The following is a 14,626-nucleotide window of genomic DNA, read 5'->3' on the forward strand; positions in this document are numbered from 1 at the left end:
CCCTTAATGTTTCAGACCGCCATAGCGATCCTCGCGGATCACGCGCGGCGTGATTTCGCGCGGCTCGATCGTCACCGGCTGGTAGACGACCCGCTTCTCTTCCGGGTCGTAACGCATTTCGACATAGCCCGACACCGGGAAGTCCTTGCGGAACGGATGGCCGATGAAGCCGTAGTCGGTGAGGATGCGGCGCAGGTCGGGGTGACCCTCGAACACGAGGCCGTACAGGTCGAACGCTTCGCGCTCGTACCAGTTTGCGGAGGTCCAGATGTCGACGAGCGACGCCACGATCGGCAGATCGTCGTCCGGCGCGAACACGCGCAGGCGCAGGCGCCAGTTGTTCGTGACCGACAGCAGCTGCGACACGGCCGCGAAACGCGGGCCGTCGTAGGCGCCGTCGCCGTACGTTTGATAGTCGATGCCGCACAGGTCGATCAGCTGCTCGAAACGGAGCTTCGGATCGTCGCGCAGCGTCTTTGCGACTTCGAGGTAATCGCTCGCCTTCACGACGAGCGTCAGTTCACCGATCGCTTCGGTGAGGCTCACCACGCGCGCGCCGAGCGCGGCTTCGAGGTTGGCCTTGAGGGTCTCGATTTTGCTTGCCATATTGAGGGGACGCTCGGGGCTTTATTGACGGGCGATGGTGTTGGTGCGGCGGATCTTCGCCTGAAGCTGGATCACGCCGTAGACCAGCGCCTCGGCCGTGGGCGGACAGCCCGGCACGTAGACGTCGACCGGCACGATCCGGTCGCAACCGCGGACCACCGAGTACGAGTAGTGGTAGTAGCCACCACCGTTCGCGCACGACCCCATCGAGATCACCCAGCGCGGCTCGGCCATCTGGTCGTACACGCGGCGCAGTGCGGGCGCCATCTTGTTGCACAGCGTGCCGGCGACGATCATCACGTCCGACTGACGCGGGCTCGGACGGAACACGACCCCGAACCGGTCCAGGTCGTAACGGGCCGCGCCCGCATGCATCATCTCGACGGCGCAACACGCGAGCCCGAACGTCATCGGCCACAGCGAGCCGGTACGCGTCCAGTTGATCAGCTTGTCAGCCGTCGTGGTGACAAACCCTTCCTTCAAGACCCCTTCGATACTCATTTGCTTTCCACTCCAGACGAGCGGCCCAGCGTGGCCGCCCATGCAAACCGGCGATTAACCCATCACTCCCAGTCGAGGCCGCCTTTCTTCCAGATATAGGCAAAGCCCAGCAGGAATTCGAGCAGAAAAATCATCATTGCGATGAAACCCGGCCAGCCGATGTCCCGGAGCGCGACGCCCCACGGAAACAGGAATGCGGTTTCGAGATCGAAGATGATGAACAGGATGGCGACGAGGTAGTACCGGACGTCGAATTTCATCCGGGCGTCTTCAAAGGCTTCGAAGCCGCACTCGTACGGTGCGTTCTTCTCGACGTCCGGCTTGTTGGGACCAAGGAGCTTGCCGATGCTGACCAGCGCTATACCTAAACCAGTGCCCACGAGGAGGAACAACAAGACGGGGTAATAGGCTGCGAGGTTCAAGGCAATCCTCTATCGGTTGGTTCTGAGCGTCCGGAGAATACCACTTCCGGCGGAAGGAATCATTTCGGAGTGCGTGCAATCACAAGACAATCGCAAGGCACACCCCACAAATGAAAAATGCCAGCCACTAGAAGCGGCTGGCATTGAGTAACTTTGGTGCCGACGGCGAGACTCGAACTCGCACAGCTTTCGCCACTACCCCCTCAAGATAGCGTGTCTACCAATTTCACCACGTCGGCACTGCATGCAACTCGGGTTGTACTGCTCGTTTCCCGCGAATCGCTTCAAGAATTAAATTCTAACCCGAGTTCCAGATTTGTTCAACGCACAACCGCAAAAAATTTAACTTTTTATTTCGGGACGTCCTGGCCCGGCGCGCTTGCGGCCGACCCCGCAACCGCGGCGGACGCCGCGACTGCCGGTGCCGATGCTGCAGGTGCCGATGCCGGCGCGGTCGCTGCCGTGCCGAGCACGCCGGCCGACGGCGTCGACTTGTACGAACCGAGATACGTCAGTGCGAGCGTCGCGACGAAAAAGATCGTCGCGAGAATGCCCGTCGTGCGCGACAGAAAGTTCGCGGAGCCGGTCGCACCGAACAGGCTGCCCGACGCGCCGCTGCCGAATGCAGCACCCATGTCGGCACCCTTGCCGTGCTGGAGCAGCACCAGCCCGATCACACCCAGTGCAGACAGTACCTGCACGACAATAATCAGCGTCTTGAATAACAGCATCACACCCACCCGATTGGATCAGGCGACCGGACCGACCGGCCGCCAACATGGTTCAATTCGACCCCGGACCGCTCAACGCGCGGCCCGGCAGATCGCCAGGAAATCTTCCGCCTTCAGCGACGCGCCGCCGATCAGGCCGCCGTCGATGTCCGGCTGCGCGAACAGCTCTTCCGCGTTGTCCGGCTTCACGCTGCCGCCGTACAGCACCGATACGTCCGCCGCCCCTTTCGCCGCGAGACGCGCACGCAGGAATGCGTGTACGTCCTGCGCCTGCGCCGACGTCGCGCTCTTGCCCGTGCCGATCGCCCAGACCGGCTCGTACGCGACGACGATGCGCGCCGCTTCGTCGGCCGTCAGCACGGCCAGCACGGCGTCGAGCTGTGCACCGACCACCTGCTCGGTCGCACCCGCTTCGCGCTCGTCGAGTGTTTCACCGACGCACACGACGGGCGTGAGGCCTGCCGCGAGCGCGCGCTGCGTCTTCGCAGCGACGGTTTCGCTGCGCTCGCCGTGATACGCGCGGCGCTCCGAGTGACCGACGATCGCATACTGCGCGCCGAACTCCGCCACCATCGCGGCCGCCACTTCACCGGTGAACGCGCCCTGCTCGTGCGCGGACACGTCCTGCGCGCCGAACGCGACACGGCCGCCGGCGAGCTGCGCCTGAACCTGCGCGAGATACGGGAACGGCACGCACACGCCGATCGACGTCTCGGCCGCCACCGCGCCTGCGCCCTGCACCACTTCGTTCAGCAACGCCTGGTTGCCGGCCAGCCGGCCGTGCATCTTCCAGTTGCCGATCACTCGCTTCGTTCGTTGTTTCGACATCGTGTCTGTCTCGTCACTATCTTGTCATTAACGCACCGGAAACCGGCCGTCAGGTTGGATCTGGCGAAGCAAACCCGCGATTTTACTGCGCGCGGCTTGAACCGGTCAAACCGCGCATGTCAAGTCCGGCCGCACGGCCGTCAGGTGGTCGTACCCCAATCGAGCACGATCTTGCCGATGTGCTCGCCGCTTTCCATCAGCGCATGCGCCTGCGCGGCCTCGCCGGCCGGCAGCACGCGGTAGATCACGGGCTTGATGCGGCCGTCCGCGAGCAGCGGCCAGACGCGCGCCTTCAGCTGTGCGGCGATGCGCGCCTTGAATTCGACCGGACGCGGACGCAGTGTCGAGCCCGTCACCGTCAGCCGGCGGCGCAGGATCTCGTTCAGGTTGACCTCGGCCTTCGCCCCGCCGAGCAGCGCGATCAGCACGAGGCGGCCGCCATCCGCGAGCGCGGACAGTTCGCGCGGCACGTATGAGCCCGCGACCATGTCGAGGATCACGTCGACGCCGCGATCGTGCGTCAGCGACTTGACGACCTCGACGAAGTCCTCGGTCTTGTAGTTGATTGCACGTTCGGCGCCGAGCGCCTCGCATGCCCGGCATTTGTCGGCATTCCCGGCCGTCGCGAACACGCGATAGCCGAGCGCGTGCGCGATCTGGATCGCCGTCACGCCGATCCCGCTCGAGCCGCCCTGCACGAGCAGCGTTTCCTGCTCGCCGCCCTCGCCCGCGCCGAGCAGCGCGCGGTCGAACACGTTGCTCCACACCGTGAAGAACGTTTCAGGCAGCGATGCGGCTTCGATGTCGGTCAGCCCGTCGGGAACCGGCAGGCATTGCGGCAGCGGCGCGACCGCGTACTCGGCGTAGCCGCCGCCCGCGAGCAGCGCGCAGACGCGATCGCCCAGCTTCAGGCCGAACGGGTTCAGCGCCGCATCCGACAGGTCGCCGCCGACGATCTCGCCCGCGACCTCGAGGCCCGGCAGATCCGATGCCCCCGGCGGCGGCGCATAGGCGCCCTTGCGCTGGAATACGTCGGGCCGGTTCACGCCGGAAGCCGCCACCTTGATCAGCACTTCGCCGCGCTTCGGTTCGGGGCGCGGACGCTCCGCGAGCTTCAGCACGTCGGGGGCGCCGAATTCGGTGATTTCGATGGCTTGCATGGTGGTCGCTCCAGGATCGGAATCGGGTGGCGCACCCGTGCGCGGCACGGGCGCCTCGCCGGCGCTGCTGCGCCGCACAACGATGCTACAGAAAAAACGGCCGGCACGCTTTCGCACTGCCGGCCGTTCTCACGCCTGTCCGCTTACTGCTGCGGCGGCGTATCCGAATGCGACGCTGCCGCTGCTTCGTTCAGCAGCGCCTTCGCCGACAGACGCACGCGACCCTTCTCGTCCGTCTGGATCACCTTGACCTTCACCTGCTGGCCTTCCTTCAGGTAGTCGTTGATGTCCTTCACGCGCTCGTTGACGATTTCCGAGATGTGCAGCAGGCCGTCCTTGCCCGGCAGCAGGTTCACGATCGCGCCGAAATCGAGCAGCTTGAGCACCGTGCCTTCGTACACCTGGCCGACTTCGATCTCGGCCGTGATTTGCTCGATGCGCTTCTTCGCTTCGGCCATGCCTTCGCTGTTCGTGCTCGCGATCGTCACGATGCCGTCATCGGAGATGTCGATGGTCGTGCCGGTTTCTTCGGTCAGCGCGCGGATCACCGAACCGCCCTTGCCGATCACGTCGCGGATCTTTTCCGGGTTGATCTTGATCGTGATCATGCGCGGCGCGAATTCCGACAGTTGCGTGTTCGCACCCGAGACCGCCGAGGTCATCTTGCCGAGGATGTGCATGCGGCCTTCCTTCGCCTGCGCGAGCGCGACCTGCATGATTTCCTTCGTGATGCCCTGGATCTTGATGTCCATCTGCAGCGCCGTCACGCCTTGCTCCGTGCCGGCCACCTTGAAGTCCATGTCGCCGAGGTGATCTTCGTCGCCGAGGATGTCGGTCAGCACCGCGAACTTGTTGCCTTCGAGGATCAGGCCCATCGCGATACCCGCGACGTGCGCCTTCATCGGCACGCCGGCGTCCATCAGCGCGAGACAGCCGCCGCACACCGATGCCATCGACGACGAACCGTTCGATTCGGTGATTTCCGACACGACGCGGATCGAGTAGCCGAATTCGTCGGCGCTCGGCAGGCACTTGACCAGCGCGCGCTTCGCGAGACGGCCGTGGCCGATTTCACGACGCTTCGGCGAGCCGACGCGGCCCGTTTCGCCGGTCGCGAACGGGGGCATGTTGTAGTGGAGCATGAAACGCTCGCGGTATTCGCCTTCGAGCGCGTCGATGATCTGCTCGTCACCCTTCGTGCCGAGCGTCGCGACGACGAGCGCCTGCGTTTCGCCACGCGTGAACAGCGCCGAACCGTGGGTGCGCGGCAGCACGCCGGTGCGGATCTCGATCGGACGCACGGTGCGCGTGTCGCGACCGTCGATGCGCGGCTCGCCGTTCAGGATCTGCGAACGGACGATCTTTGCCTCGATGTCGAACAGCACGTTGCCGACGGTCGCCTTGTCGGCCGCGACCGTGCCGGCCGCCAGCGCGTCTTCCTCGAGCTTCGCCGAGGTTGCTGCGTAGACTTCCTTCAGCTTCGTCGAGCGAGCCTGCTTGTCGCGCAGCTGGTAAGCGGCGAGCAGGTCGTTCTGCGCCAGCTCGGTCACGCGCGCGATCAGCGCCTCGTTCTTCGGCGCCGGCTGCCAGTCCCACTCGGGCTTGCCGCCTTCGCGCACCAGCTCGTGGATCGCGTCGATCGCGACCTGCATCTGCTCGTGGCCGAACACGACCGCGCCCAGCATCACTTCTTCCGACAGTTGATCGGCTTCCGATTCGACCATCAGCACCGCACGCTCCGTACCGGCGACGACGAGGTCGAGGCTCGATGCCTTGATCTGGTCACGCGTCGGGTTCAGCACGTAGGCGTTGTCGATGTACGCGACACGCGCGGCACCGACCGGGCCGTTGAACGGCAGGCCCGACACGGCGAGCGCAGCCGATGCGCCGATCAGCGCAGGGATGTCCGCCGGGATTTCCGGGTTCACGGACAGCACGTGGATCACGACCTGGACTTCGTTGTAGAAGCCTTCCGGGAACAGCGGGCGCAGCGGACGGTCGATCAGGCGCGACGTCAGCGTCTCGTGTTCCGACGGACGGCCTTCGCGACGGAAGAAGCCGCCCGGGATCTTGCCGGCCGAGTAGGTCTTTTCGAGGTAGTCGACGGTCAGCGGGAAGAAATCCTGACCCGGCTTCGCCGACTTCGCGCCGACGACGGTGGCCAGCACGACGGTGTCTTCCACGTCGACGATCACGGCACCGCTCGCCTGGCGGGCGACTTCACCGGTTTCGAGGCGCACCTTGTGCTGGCCCCACTGGAATTCCTTCACGACCTTGTTGAACATGGACATGGTTGCTCCTTTGAATTCATTCATTTCATTCGCCGTGCGGGCCATCCCGCGCGGCGGCGTCCCGACCGAATCACCCGGAGCAAGGTGTGTTTTTTATGCCATTCCAGCACGCCGCTCGTCGAGCGGCGCGCTGGAATGACACAAATCCCGACCCCGGTATCAGCCGTTCCGGCAGCCCGGCACGCATGTGCCGGACGACCTGCGGTGCGCGTGACGCTACGCACCGCGCAAAAACAAAATGCCTGCATCAGCGGACTGACACAGGCATCTTGCTGGCGGCAATCGCCTCGATTACTTACGCAGACCCAGCTTCTCGATCAGCGCGCGGTAACGGTCGGCATCCTTGCCCTTGAGGTAGTCGAGCAGCTTGCGGCGGCGGCTCACCATGCGCAGCAGGCCGCGGCGGCTGTGGTGATCCTTCGCGTGGGTCTTGAAGTGACCCGTCAGTTCGACGATACGTGCGGTCAGCAGTGCGACCTGGACTTCGGGCGAACCCGTGTCGTTGGTACCGCGGGCGAACTGAGCAACGACTTCCGACTTCTTGATATCTGCAACAGACATGAGATTTCCTTTGTTTCCTACTGGCTAACTAACAGGCGGACACGGAAGAATGGCCGTGCCGTGACTTACAACCGGCGGGCATTGTAGCACAACTGCACGCCGTTCCATCGCCTCCTGTCACGGGCGCGTCATCGAGCAGGTCGACGGCATCTGCGTGCGCTGCGCGGGCACCGCGAGGACGGTCCGGAAACCGTATCCCGAGCCCTCGTTGTCGAAGCGCACGCCCGGCGTGCCGGCCTTGTCCATTTCCATCACGTAAAGGGGCTGGATCAACTGGTGATCCTGCGCCCGCATCGACGACGCGTGGAAGCCGTCGTCGAGCGACAGCCCTTCGAGCGCGCGCGCCACTGCGACGGGGTCGGACGAGCCGGCGCGATTCATCGCCGCCGCGAGCATCTCGATCATCAGGCTCATCCGTCGCACCGGATAGTCGTCCGGGGCAGCGGGAAAACGGGTCCGGTACGCGCGGTAGAACCCGTCCGATTGCGCGCCGCCCGCGTTCGGATGCCAGTCCGCGACGGCGACCACCCGGCCGACGCCCGCATCGCCGAGCGCGGCCGGCGCGCCGAGGCTGTTGCCATAGAACGTATAGAACTTCGCGTTCAGCCCCTGCTCGCGCGCCGCCTTCACGAGCAGCGTGAGGTCGTTGCCCCAGTTGCCGGTCACGACGGCGTCCGCGCCGCTTGCGCGAATCTTCGCGATATAGGGCGAGAAATCCTTGATGCGGCCGATCGGGTGGAATTCGTCGCCGGCGATCGTCACGTCGGGGCGCCGCTCGGCCAGCGCCTGCCGCGCCAGCGCGCTGACGTCGTGGCCGAAGCTGTAGTCCTGGTTCAGCAGGTAGACCTTGCGCAGCGGGCGGTCGCGCGCCATCACGTCCGCCAGCGCGGCCATCCGCATCCCCGCGTGCGCGTCGAAGCGGAAATGCCAGAAGCTGCAGCGCGCACCGGTCAGCGCCGGATCGTCGGCCGAATAGTTGAGGAACAGCATCCGGCTGTCCGGATTGCGCGCGTTCAGCTTGTCGAGCGCCGCGACGAGCGCGGCCGCGACCGCCGAGCTGTTGCCCTGCGCGACGAAACCGATGTGCCGGTCCGCCGCCGCCCGCAACTGCACGAGCGCCTCCTCCGGGCTGCCCTTGCTGTCGAGCACGACGAGTTCGAGCGGGTGCGCGCCGTCACGCAGCTTCACGCCGCCCGCCGCGTTGACCCGCTCGACGCCGAAGCGCAGGTTGCGCTCGACGGCCGCGCCCGCGTTCGCGAACGGGCCCGACATCCCTTCGATCAGCGCGATTCGCACCGGCTCGCCTGCCGCGAACGCGGACGACGCCAGCATCCACCCGGCGCTCCACGCGAGCGCATACCGTTTCCACAGCTGCATCGGCTCCCTGCCCTTCAACCTGTCCGAGAAGCGCGGATCATAGGACGCGGGCGGCGCCGGCCGCAAGCCCGGCGCGCAACGATAGCCCGACGACACCCGGCCGGCGATCCGCACCGATTTTTTCGGCACGATGCGCCGGCGCGCGCCGTCCGTGATACAACTGAACGGTTAGAGCGTTCTGGAGGATCCCATGCGCATTCGCATTCCCGCGCGCCTGCCGGCGCTGGTCGCCTGTGCGGCGGCGCTGCTCGCCGGCTGTGCGCAACCGTGGCAGCAATACCAGGCCGGCCAGGACGAGTCGGCGATCGTCGCGCGCATGGGCCCGCCGCGCGAGATCTACGACCTGCCCGGCGGCGGCAAGCGCCTGATGTGGCCGACCCAGCCGATGGGCGAGATCACCGTCGCGGCCGACGTCGACGCGGCCCACCGGATCGTCAACGTGCGCCAGGTGCTGCAGCCGAGCGAGTTCTATCGCGCGGATATCGGCAAGTGGACCAAGACCGACGTGCTCGTCAATTTCGGCCGCCCGGTCGAGACGTCCTACTTCCCGCTGATGAAGCGCGAGGTATGGACCTACCGCTATCTCGAAGACAACGTCTGGTACATGATGTACAGCTTCTACTTCGACCCGCAGGGCATCCTGCGCACCACGCAGAAAACACCGGACCCGCTGCACGATCCCGACCGCCGCAATCTGTTCTGATCGGATCGATTGCGCATTTACGCGAAATTTTCACAATGGCCATTCACGAATCGTTGCGTGAATGGCCATTTCATTTTTTCCGTCATATTCGATTAATTTCGAATTGAAGCAGCAATCCTTTCCGATCGAATATGCGCCCAAAGCATCGCGGAGAGCCCCGCACCACGCGGCCGCCGGCGGGAAACAGGCATGCACGATACATGTCATGCGTTGCATTGGTGCATTCGGTGCACCTCTCCAGATCGAGTTGAAACAATTTGTATCATTGGCACCGGATGTTAGGGCATACCCCTAATATCGGATGAAATTGAACCTTTCAATTTAGAAAGCATCCTATTGCTCCACTTCGTCCGGTATTTGTTTGTCCTTATCAGAAAGGAGTCCTCATGAATCGCCCCAAGAGCATGCTGGTTGCCAACATCGCCTGGGCCCGCGAGACGCACGAGCATACGCCCGGTTTCTTCGACGCACTCGCGCGCGGCCAGAATCCGCGCGTGCTGTGGATCGGCTGCGCCGACAGCCGGGTGCCAGCCGAAACCATCACGCATTGCGTGCCCGGCGAGCTGTTCGTCCATCGCAACATCGCGAACCTGTTCCATCCCGACGACGACAATTCCGCGAGCGTGCTCGAGTACGCCGTGCGCGTGCTCGAAGTCGACCACGTGATCGTGTGCGGCCACTACGGATGCGGCGGGGTGCGCGCGTCGCTGCTGCCGCCGCCGGCCGACCTGCCGCACGTCGCGCGCCGCATCGCGCCGCTGTGCGCGCTTGCACGGCGCCATCGCGACACGCTCGACGGACTCGACGACACGGCCGCCGCCGACCGTCTGGCGGAACTCAACGTGCTCGAACAGGTGCGGCTGCTGCGCGCTTCGCCGATCGTGCATGGCCGGCAGCGGCCGCCGCTCGTGCACGGCTGGATCTTTTCGCTCGCCGACGGCCGCCTGAAGGAACTCGATTCCGGCTACACGACAGCGCCGGCCGAAGCCGAACCGGAGCATGCCGCCATGGCCGTCGCTCTCGGCTGACCCGCCCCTCCCTACGCCAATGAAATCACCCCAACCATGAAACTGAACGACCGCCTGTCCACCCTGCCGCGCGACATCGTCGCCGGCATCGTCGTGTTCCTCGTCGCGCTGCCGTTATGTCTCGGCATCGCCAATGCGTCCGGCGTCGAGCCGTTCGCCGGGCTCGTGTCCGGCATCGTCGGCGGGATCATCGTCGCGCTGTTGAGCGGCTCGTCACTGTCGGTCAGCGGGCCGGCCGCCGGCCTCGTCGTGATCGTCGTCGAAGGGATCGCGCAACTCGGCAGCTTTTCCGCGTTCCTGCTCGCGGTGCTGCTGTCCGGCGTGCTGCAGTTCGGCTTCGGCATGCTGCGCGCCGGCCGCTTCGCCGCGTACGTACCGTCGCCCGTCATCAAGGGCATGCTCGCGGCGATCGGCCTGCTGCTGGTCGTGAAGCAGATTCCGTTCGCATTCGGCATCGGCGGGCCGGCCGCGCAATCGTTTGCATCATGGCCCGGCCTGCCGACCGCCTGGGCCGCAACGGCCATCGCGCTCGTCTCGCTCGCGCTGCTGGTCGCGTGGGACACGCCCGCGCTCAAGCGCTTCGGCTCGGTACGCGCGGTGCCTGCGCCGCTCGCGGTCGTCGTGTTCGGCATCGGCGCGACGCTGGTGCTCGGCGTCGTTGCACCGTCGGTCGCGCCGGGCGCCGCGCATCGCGTCACGCTGCCGGAGCTCGAATCGTTCGCGGCGCTCGCGGCATCGCTGAAGCATGCCGAGCTCGGCCCGAACTTCGCGCAACTCGTCAATCCGGACGTGTGGCGCGTCGCGATCACGCTCGCGGTCGTCGCGAGCCTCGAGACGCTGCTGAGCCTGGAGGCGGTAGAACAGATCGATCCGAAGCGCCGGCCGACCCAGCCGGACCGCGAACTCAAGGCCCAGGGCGTCGGCAATCTCGTCGCGGGCGCGGTCGGCGGGCTGCCGATCACGTCGGTGATCGTGCGCAGTTCGGTCAACGTGAACGCGGGTGCGCAAAGCCGGATGTCGGCGATCGTGCACGGGATCCTGCTGCTCGCCAGCGTGTTCGCGCTCACCGGGCTGATCAACCTGATCCCGCTCGCGAGCCTCGCGGCGATCCTGATCCACACCGGCTTCAAGCTCGCGAAACCGGCGCTGTTCCGCTCGGTGCTGAAGCAAGGCCCGGCCGCGTTCGTGCCGTTCGCCGCGACGATCGCGGGCGTGCTGGCGGTCGACCTGCTGTTCGGCATCGCGCTCGGCCTCGCCTGCAGCGTGCTGGCGGTCGCGGTGGCGAACCTGAAGAGCCCCGTCACGCTCGCGCAGCACGACGACCACTTCCTGCTGTCGTTCCGCAAGGACGTGTCGTTCCTCGGCAAGGTGCAGGTCAAGCATCACCTGCGGCACATTCCGGACCGCGCGGCCGTGATCATCGACGCGACGCGCGCCGACTACATCGACCACGACGTGCTCGAACTGCTCGACGCGTTCATCGCCGATGCGCCGCGGCGCGGGATCGCGGTCGAATTCCGTCGCCGCAGCCCGGCGCCCCGCCCGGCCGCTCGCCGCTGGTCGTTCCGCGCGCCGGCCGCCGAATGAGCGGCGCATGAAAAACGCCCCGCGCGGCGCGAGGCCGCACGGGGCGTTTCGTGTGCTTCGGGCGCTCGACGCGCAGCGCTTACGCGCGCTGCGGGTTGACCTTGTCGTCCTTCGAATGCAGCTTGTTCAGCGCCGAGATGTACGCCTTCGCGGACGCGGCGACGATGTCCGGATCGGTGCCGACACCGTTGACGATCCGCCCGCTCTTCGACAGCCGGACCGTCACTTCGCCCTGCGCCTGCGTGCCGGTCGTGATCGCGTTCACCGAGTACAGCAGCAGTTCGGAACCGCTGCCGACTTCACCCTCGATCGCGTTGAACGTCGCGTCGACCGGCCCGTTGCCGCGTGCCTCGCCGGTCACTTCCTTGCCTTCGACCGCGAACACGATCTTCGCCTGCGGCTGCTCGCCCGTCTCCGAACGCTGCGACAGCGACACGAACTTGAAGTGCTCCTGCTCGTGCGCGAGCGCCGATTCTTCCGAGACGATCGCGATGATGTCTTCGTCGAAGATCTCGGCCTTGCGGTCGGCGAGGTCCTTGAAGCGCATGAACGCGGCGTTCAGTTCGGCTTCGCTGTCGAGCGACACGCCGAGCTCCTGCAGGCGCTGCTTGAACGCGTTGCGACCCGACAGCTTGCCGAGCACGATCTTGTTCGCGGTCCAGCCCACGTCTTCCGCGCGCATGATTTCGTAGGTGTCGCGCGCCTTCAGCACGCCGTCCTGGTGGATGCCCGACGCGTGCGCGAACGCGTTCGCGCCGACCACCGCCTTGTTCGGCTGCACGACGAAACCGGTGATCTGCGACACGAGCTTCGAGGTCGGCACGATCTGCGTCGTGTCGATGCCGACGTCGAGGCCGAAGTAGTCCTTGCGGGTCTTCACGGCCATCACGATTTCCTCGAGCGACGTGTTGCCCGCGCGCTCGCCGAGACCGTTGATCGTGCACTCGACCTGGCGCGCGCCGCCGATCTTCACGCCGGCGAGCGAGTTCGCCACCGCCATCCCGAGATCGTTGTGGCAATGCACGGAGAAGATCGCCTTGTCCGAGTTCGGAATGCGTTCGCGCAGCGTCTTCACGAGGTTGCCGTAGAGCTCCGGCACGCCGTAGCCGACCGTGTCGGCGATGTTGATCGTCGTCGCCCCTTCGGCGATCACCGCTTCCAGCACGCGGCACAGGAAGTCGAGATCCGAACGGCTGCCGTCTTCCGGCGAGAATTCGACGTTGTCGGTGAACTTGCGCGCGAAGCGCACCGCGAGGCGCGCCTGCTCGAACACCTGGTCCGGCGTCATGCGCAGCTTCTTTTCCATGTGCAGCGGCGACGTCGCGATGAACGTGTGGATCCGCGAGCTGTTGGCCGGCTTCAGCGCGTCGGCCGCACGCTGGATGTCCTTGTCGTTGGCGCGCGCCAGCGAGCAGATCGTGCTGTCCTTCACGAGACCGGCGATCGTGTGGATCGCGTCGAAATCGCCGTTCGAGCTGGCCGCGAAACCGGCCTCGATCACATCGACCTTCATCCGCTCGAGATGCTTCGCGATGCGGATTTTCTCTTCCTTCGTCATCGACGCGCCGGGCGATTGTTCACCGTCACGCAACGTCGTATCGAAAATGATCAGCTTGTCTGTCATGGGGGGCTCCAGGGCTCTTTATACGGGAATCGAACGTAATGAGATCGCGCCACCGCTGGCGACGCTCAACAACAGACGAGGCTTGACGGAGGGCGAGAACGGTCAGCGCGGCAGGCGCGCCAAAGCTAGCGCGCGTAGCGGCGCACCGGCTAGAAGGAGGGAGAGGCGGGGAAATGCAGTCATGCCGAAGACTATAGCGACATTCCGCCGGGTGCGCAATCGGACGGCACCCGGGATACCGGGCTCCGACGCACGAAAAAGGGGCAAATGAAAACGGCGGCCCGGAATCATCTCCGAGGCCGCCGTTTCCGGACAGGTTGCGCGTCAGTGGTCGCGTTGCGACGAGCGCGCGGGATTCGCCCGCCCGCGCACGGCCATGTAGGCCCAGAACACGTAGCCGGACAGCCCGTACAGCACGAACAGGCAGAACAGCATCAGCGGCGGATCGGACGACACGAGCACGAACGCGACGACGACCAGCAGGATCGCCGCGAACGGCACGCGGTGCCGCACGTCGAGCGCCTTGCCGCTGTAGAACGGCGCGTTCGACACCATCGTCACGCCCGCATAGATCGTCAGTGCGAACGCGACCCACGGCAGCCAGCCGAGCTTCATCGGCACGCGGTTGTCGGTCGCGAGCCAGACGAAGCCGGCGATCAGCGCGGCGGCGGCCGGGCTCGGCAGCCCCTGGAAGAAGCGCTTGTCGACGCTGCCGATGTTCGTGTTGAAGCGCGCGAGACGCAGCGCGGCGCCCGAGCAATAGACGAACGCGGCGAGCCAGCCCCAGCGGCCGAGATCCTTCAGCACCCACTCGTACATCACGAGCGCGGGCGCGACGCCGAACGACACCATGTCCGACAGGCTGTCGAACTGTTCGCCGAACGCGCTTTGCGTATGCGTCATGCGCGCGACGCGCCCGTCCATCCCGTCGAGCACCATCGCGACGAAGATCGCGATCGCGGCGATCTCGAAGCGCACGTTCATCGCCTGCACGACCGCGAAGAAGCCGCAGAACAGCGCGGCGGTCGTGAATGCGTTCGGCAGCAGATAGATGCCGCGCGTCTTCAGGAACCGCTGGCGCGCGGCGCGGCGGCTCTCGAGCGGCGCGGGATCGGGCGCCATTCCCTTGTTGCGGCGGAACGGACGTGGCGTCTGGCCGGAGCCGTTACGCGGCCGACGCGGTTTGAATGCGGCCATCGTGCGCCCC

General features: G+C 65.8%; 14 protein-coding genes and 1 tRNA gene. 3 read left to right on the forward strand and 12 right to left on the reverse strand.

Features of this window, described 5'->3' with window-relative positions; translation table 11 throughout:
• Positions 1-3: 3 nt before the first annotated feature.
• The 10 genes from U4Z64_RS16335 to U4Z64_RS16380 all read right to left on the reverse strand — a co-directional run bounded on the left by U4Z64_RS16335 (position 4) and on the right by U4Z64_RS16380 (position 8,477).
• Positions 4-606: an NADH-quinone oxidoreductase subunit C gene (locus U4Z64_RS16335; RefSeq protein ID WP_044844664.1), complete on the reverse strand. Its 603-nt coding sequence runs from the start codon at positions 604-606 to the stop codon at positions 4-6.
• 21 nt (positions 607-627) lie between these two features.
• Positions 628-1,107, reverse strand: a complete 480-nt coding sequence (locus tag U4Z64_RS16340; RefSeq protein ID WP_006398799.1) for a NuoB/complex I 20 kDa subunit family protein — start codon at positions 1,105-1,107, stop codon at positions 628-630.
• A gap of 62 nt (positions 1,108-1,169) precedes the next feature.
• Positions 1,170-1,529: an NADH-quinone oxidoreductase subunit A gene (locus tag U4Z64_RS16345; RefSeq protein ID WP_006398798.1), complete on the reverse strand. Its 360-nt coding sequence runs from the start codon at positions 1,527-1,529 to the stop codon at positions 1,170-1,172.
• Positions 1,530-1,683: 154 nt separating this feature from the next.
• Positions 1,684-1,768, reverse strand: a tRNA-Leu gene (locus U4Z64_RS16350).
• Positions 1,769-1,879: 111 nt separating this feature from the next.
• Positions 1,880-2,260, reverse strand: coding sequence for a preprotein translocase subunit SecG (gene secG, locus U4Z64_RS16355; RefSeq protein WP_042977371.1), 381 nt, complete (start codon positions 2,258-2,260; stop codon positions 1,880-1,882).
• A gap of 72 nt (positions 2,261-2,332) precedes the next feature.
• The gene (gene tpiA, locus U4Z64_RS16360; protein WP_124522488.1) at positions 2,333-3,088 is read right to left on the reverse strand and encodes a triose-phosphate isomerase; all 756 of its coding nucleotides are present in this window, start codon (positions 3,086-3,088) and stop codon (positions 2,333-2,335) included.
• Between the two features lie 140 nt (positions 3,089-3,228).
• Positions 3,229-4,248: an NAD(P)H-quinone oxidoreductase gene (locus U4Z64_RS16365; protein ID WP_044844666.1), complete on the reverse strand. Its 1,020-nt coding sequence runs from the start codon at positions 4,246-4,248 to the stop codon at positions 3,229-3,231.
• 143 nt (positions 4,249-4,391) lie between these two features.
• On the reverse strand, positions 4,392-6,539 hold the full coding sequence (gene pnp, locus U4Z64_RS16370) for a polyribonucleotide nucleotidyltransferase (RefSeq protein WP_321820494.1): 2,148 nt from the start codon (positions 6,537-6,539) through the stop codon (positions 4,392-4,394).
• Between the two features lie 291 nt (positions 6,540-6,830).
• On the reverse strand, positions 6,831-7,100 hold the full coding sequence (gene rpsO, locus U4Z64_RS16375; RefSeq protein ID WP_006398792.1) for a 30S ribosomal protein S15: 270 nt from the start codon (positions 7,098-7,100) through the stop codon (positions 6,831-6,833).
• 117 nt (positions 7,101-7,217) lie between these two features.
• Positions 7,218-8,477 (reverse strand): branched-chain amino acid ABC transporter substrate-binding protein, encoded by a 1,260-nt coding sequence (locus U4Z64_RS16380; protein WP_124487248.1) that lies wholly within the window; start codon positions 8,475-8,477, stop codon positions 7,218-7,220.
• A 190-nt stretch (positions 8,478-8,667) separates the two neighbouring features.
• Here U4Z64_RS16380 and U4Z64_RS16385 point away from each other — a divergent pair, with 190 nt between their 5' ends.
• The 3 genes from U4Z64_RS16385 to U4Z64_RS16395 all read left to right on the forward strand — a co-directional run bounded on the left by U4Z64_RS16385 (position 8,668) and on the right by U4Z64_RS16395 (position 11,795).
• Positions 8,668-9,180: a hypothetical protein gene (locus tag U4Z64_RS16385; protein WP_321820495.1), complete on the forward strand. Its 513-nt coding sequence runs from the start codon at positions 8,668-8,670 to the stop codon at positions 9,178-9,180.
• A 386-nt stretch (positions 9,181-9,566) separates the two neighbouring features.
• The gene (locus U4Z64_RS16390) at positions 9,567-10,208 is read left to right on the forward strand and encodes a carbonic anhydrase (protein WP_044844669.1); all 642 of its coding nucleotides are present in this window, start codon (positions 9,567-9,569) and stop codon (positions 10,206-10,208) included.
• 36 nt (positions 10,209-10,244) lie between these two features.
• Positions 10,245-11,795, forward strand: coding sequence for a SulP family inorganic anion transporter (locus U4Z64_RS16395; protein WP_321820496.1), 1,551 nt, complete (start codon positions 10,245-10,247; stop codon positions 11,793-11,795).
• Positions 11,796-11,874: 79 nt separating this feature from the next.
• Here the strand turns inward: U4Z64_RS16395 and U4Z64_RS16400 are convergent, their stop codons facing one another.
• On the reverse strand, positions 11,875-13,419 hold the full coding sequence (locus U4Z64_RS16400) for a 2-isopropylmalate synthase (protein ID WP_044844671.1): 1,545 nt from the start codon (positions 13,417-13,419) through the stop codon (positions 11,875-11,877).
• A gap of 324 nt (positions 13,420-13,743) precedes the next feature.
• Entirely contained in the window at positions 13,744-14,616 is an 873-nt protein-coding gene (gene pssA, locus U4Z64_RS16405) for a CDP-diacylglycerol--serine O-phosphatidyltransferase (RefSeq protein WP_044844672.1), read from the reverse strand.
• Positions 14,617-14,626 lie beyond the last annotated feature (10 nt).

Origin of the sequence: Burkholderia sp. BCC1996, from assembly GCF_905339955.1 — a bacterium.
Taxonomy (GTDB): domain Bacteria; phylum Pseudomonadota; class Gammaproteobacteria; order Burkholderiales; family Burkholderiaceae; genus Burkholderia.

What these genes read in the sequence shown, in the direction of transcription:
- U4Z64_RS16335 (WP_044844664.1), bottom strand. Translation starts at nt 606, where the DNA reads ATGGCAAGCAAAATCGAGACCCTCAAGGCCAACCTCGAAGCCGCGCTC.
- U4Z64_RS16340 (WP_006398799.1), bottom strand. Translation starts at nt 1,107, where the DNA reads ATGAGTATCGAAGGGGTCTTGAAGGAAGGGTTTGTCACCACGACGGCT.
- secG (WP_042977371.1), bottom strand. Translation starts at nt 2,260, where the DNA reads ATGCTGTTATTCAAGACGCTGATTATTGTCGTGCAGGTACTGTCTGCA.
- tpiA (WP_124522488.1), bottom strand. Translation starts at nt 3,088, where the DNA reads ATGTCGAAACAACGAACGAAGCGAGTGATCGGCAACTGGAAGATGCAC.
- U4Z64_RS16365 (WP_044844666.1), bottom strand. Translation starts at nt 4,248, where the DNA reads ATGCAAGCCATCGAAATCACCGAATTCGGCGCCCCCGACGTGCTGAAG.
- pnp (WP_321820494.1), bottom strand. Translation starts at nt 6,539, where the DNA reads ATGTCCATGTTCAACAAGGTCGTGAAGGAATTCCAGTGGGGCCAGCAC.
- rpsO (WP_006398792.1), bottom strand. Translation starts at nt 7,100, where the DNA reads ATGTCTGTTGCAGATATCAAGAAGTCGGAAGTCGTTGCTCAGTTCGCC.
- U4Z64_RS16380 (WP_124487248.1), bottom strand. Translation starts at nt 8,477, where the DNA reads ATGCAGCTGTGGAAACGGTATGCGCTCGCGTGGAGCGCCGGGTGGATG.
- U4Z64_RS16385 (WP_321820495.1), top strand. Translation starts at nt 8,668, where the DNA reads ATGCGCATTCGCATTCCCGCGCGCCTGCCGGCGCTGGTCGCCTGTGCG.
- U4Z64_RS16390 (WP_044844669.1), top strand. Translation starts at nt 9,567, where the DNA reads ATGAATCGCCCCAAGAGCATGCTGGTTGCCAACATCGCCTGGGCCCGC.
- U4Z64_RS16395 (WP_321820496.1), top strand. Translation starts at nt 10,245, where the DNA reads ATGAAACTGAACGACCGCCTGTCCACCCTGCCGCGCGACATCGTCGCC.
- U4Z64_RS16400 (WP_044844671.1), bottom strand. Translation starts at nt 13,419, where the DNA reads ATGACAGACAAGCTGATCATTTTCGATACGACGTTGCGTGACGGTGAA.
- pssA (WP_044844672.1), bottom strand. Translation starts at nt 14,616, where the DNA reads ATGGCCGCATTCAAACCGCGTCGGCCGCGTAACGGCTCCGGCCAGACG.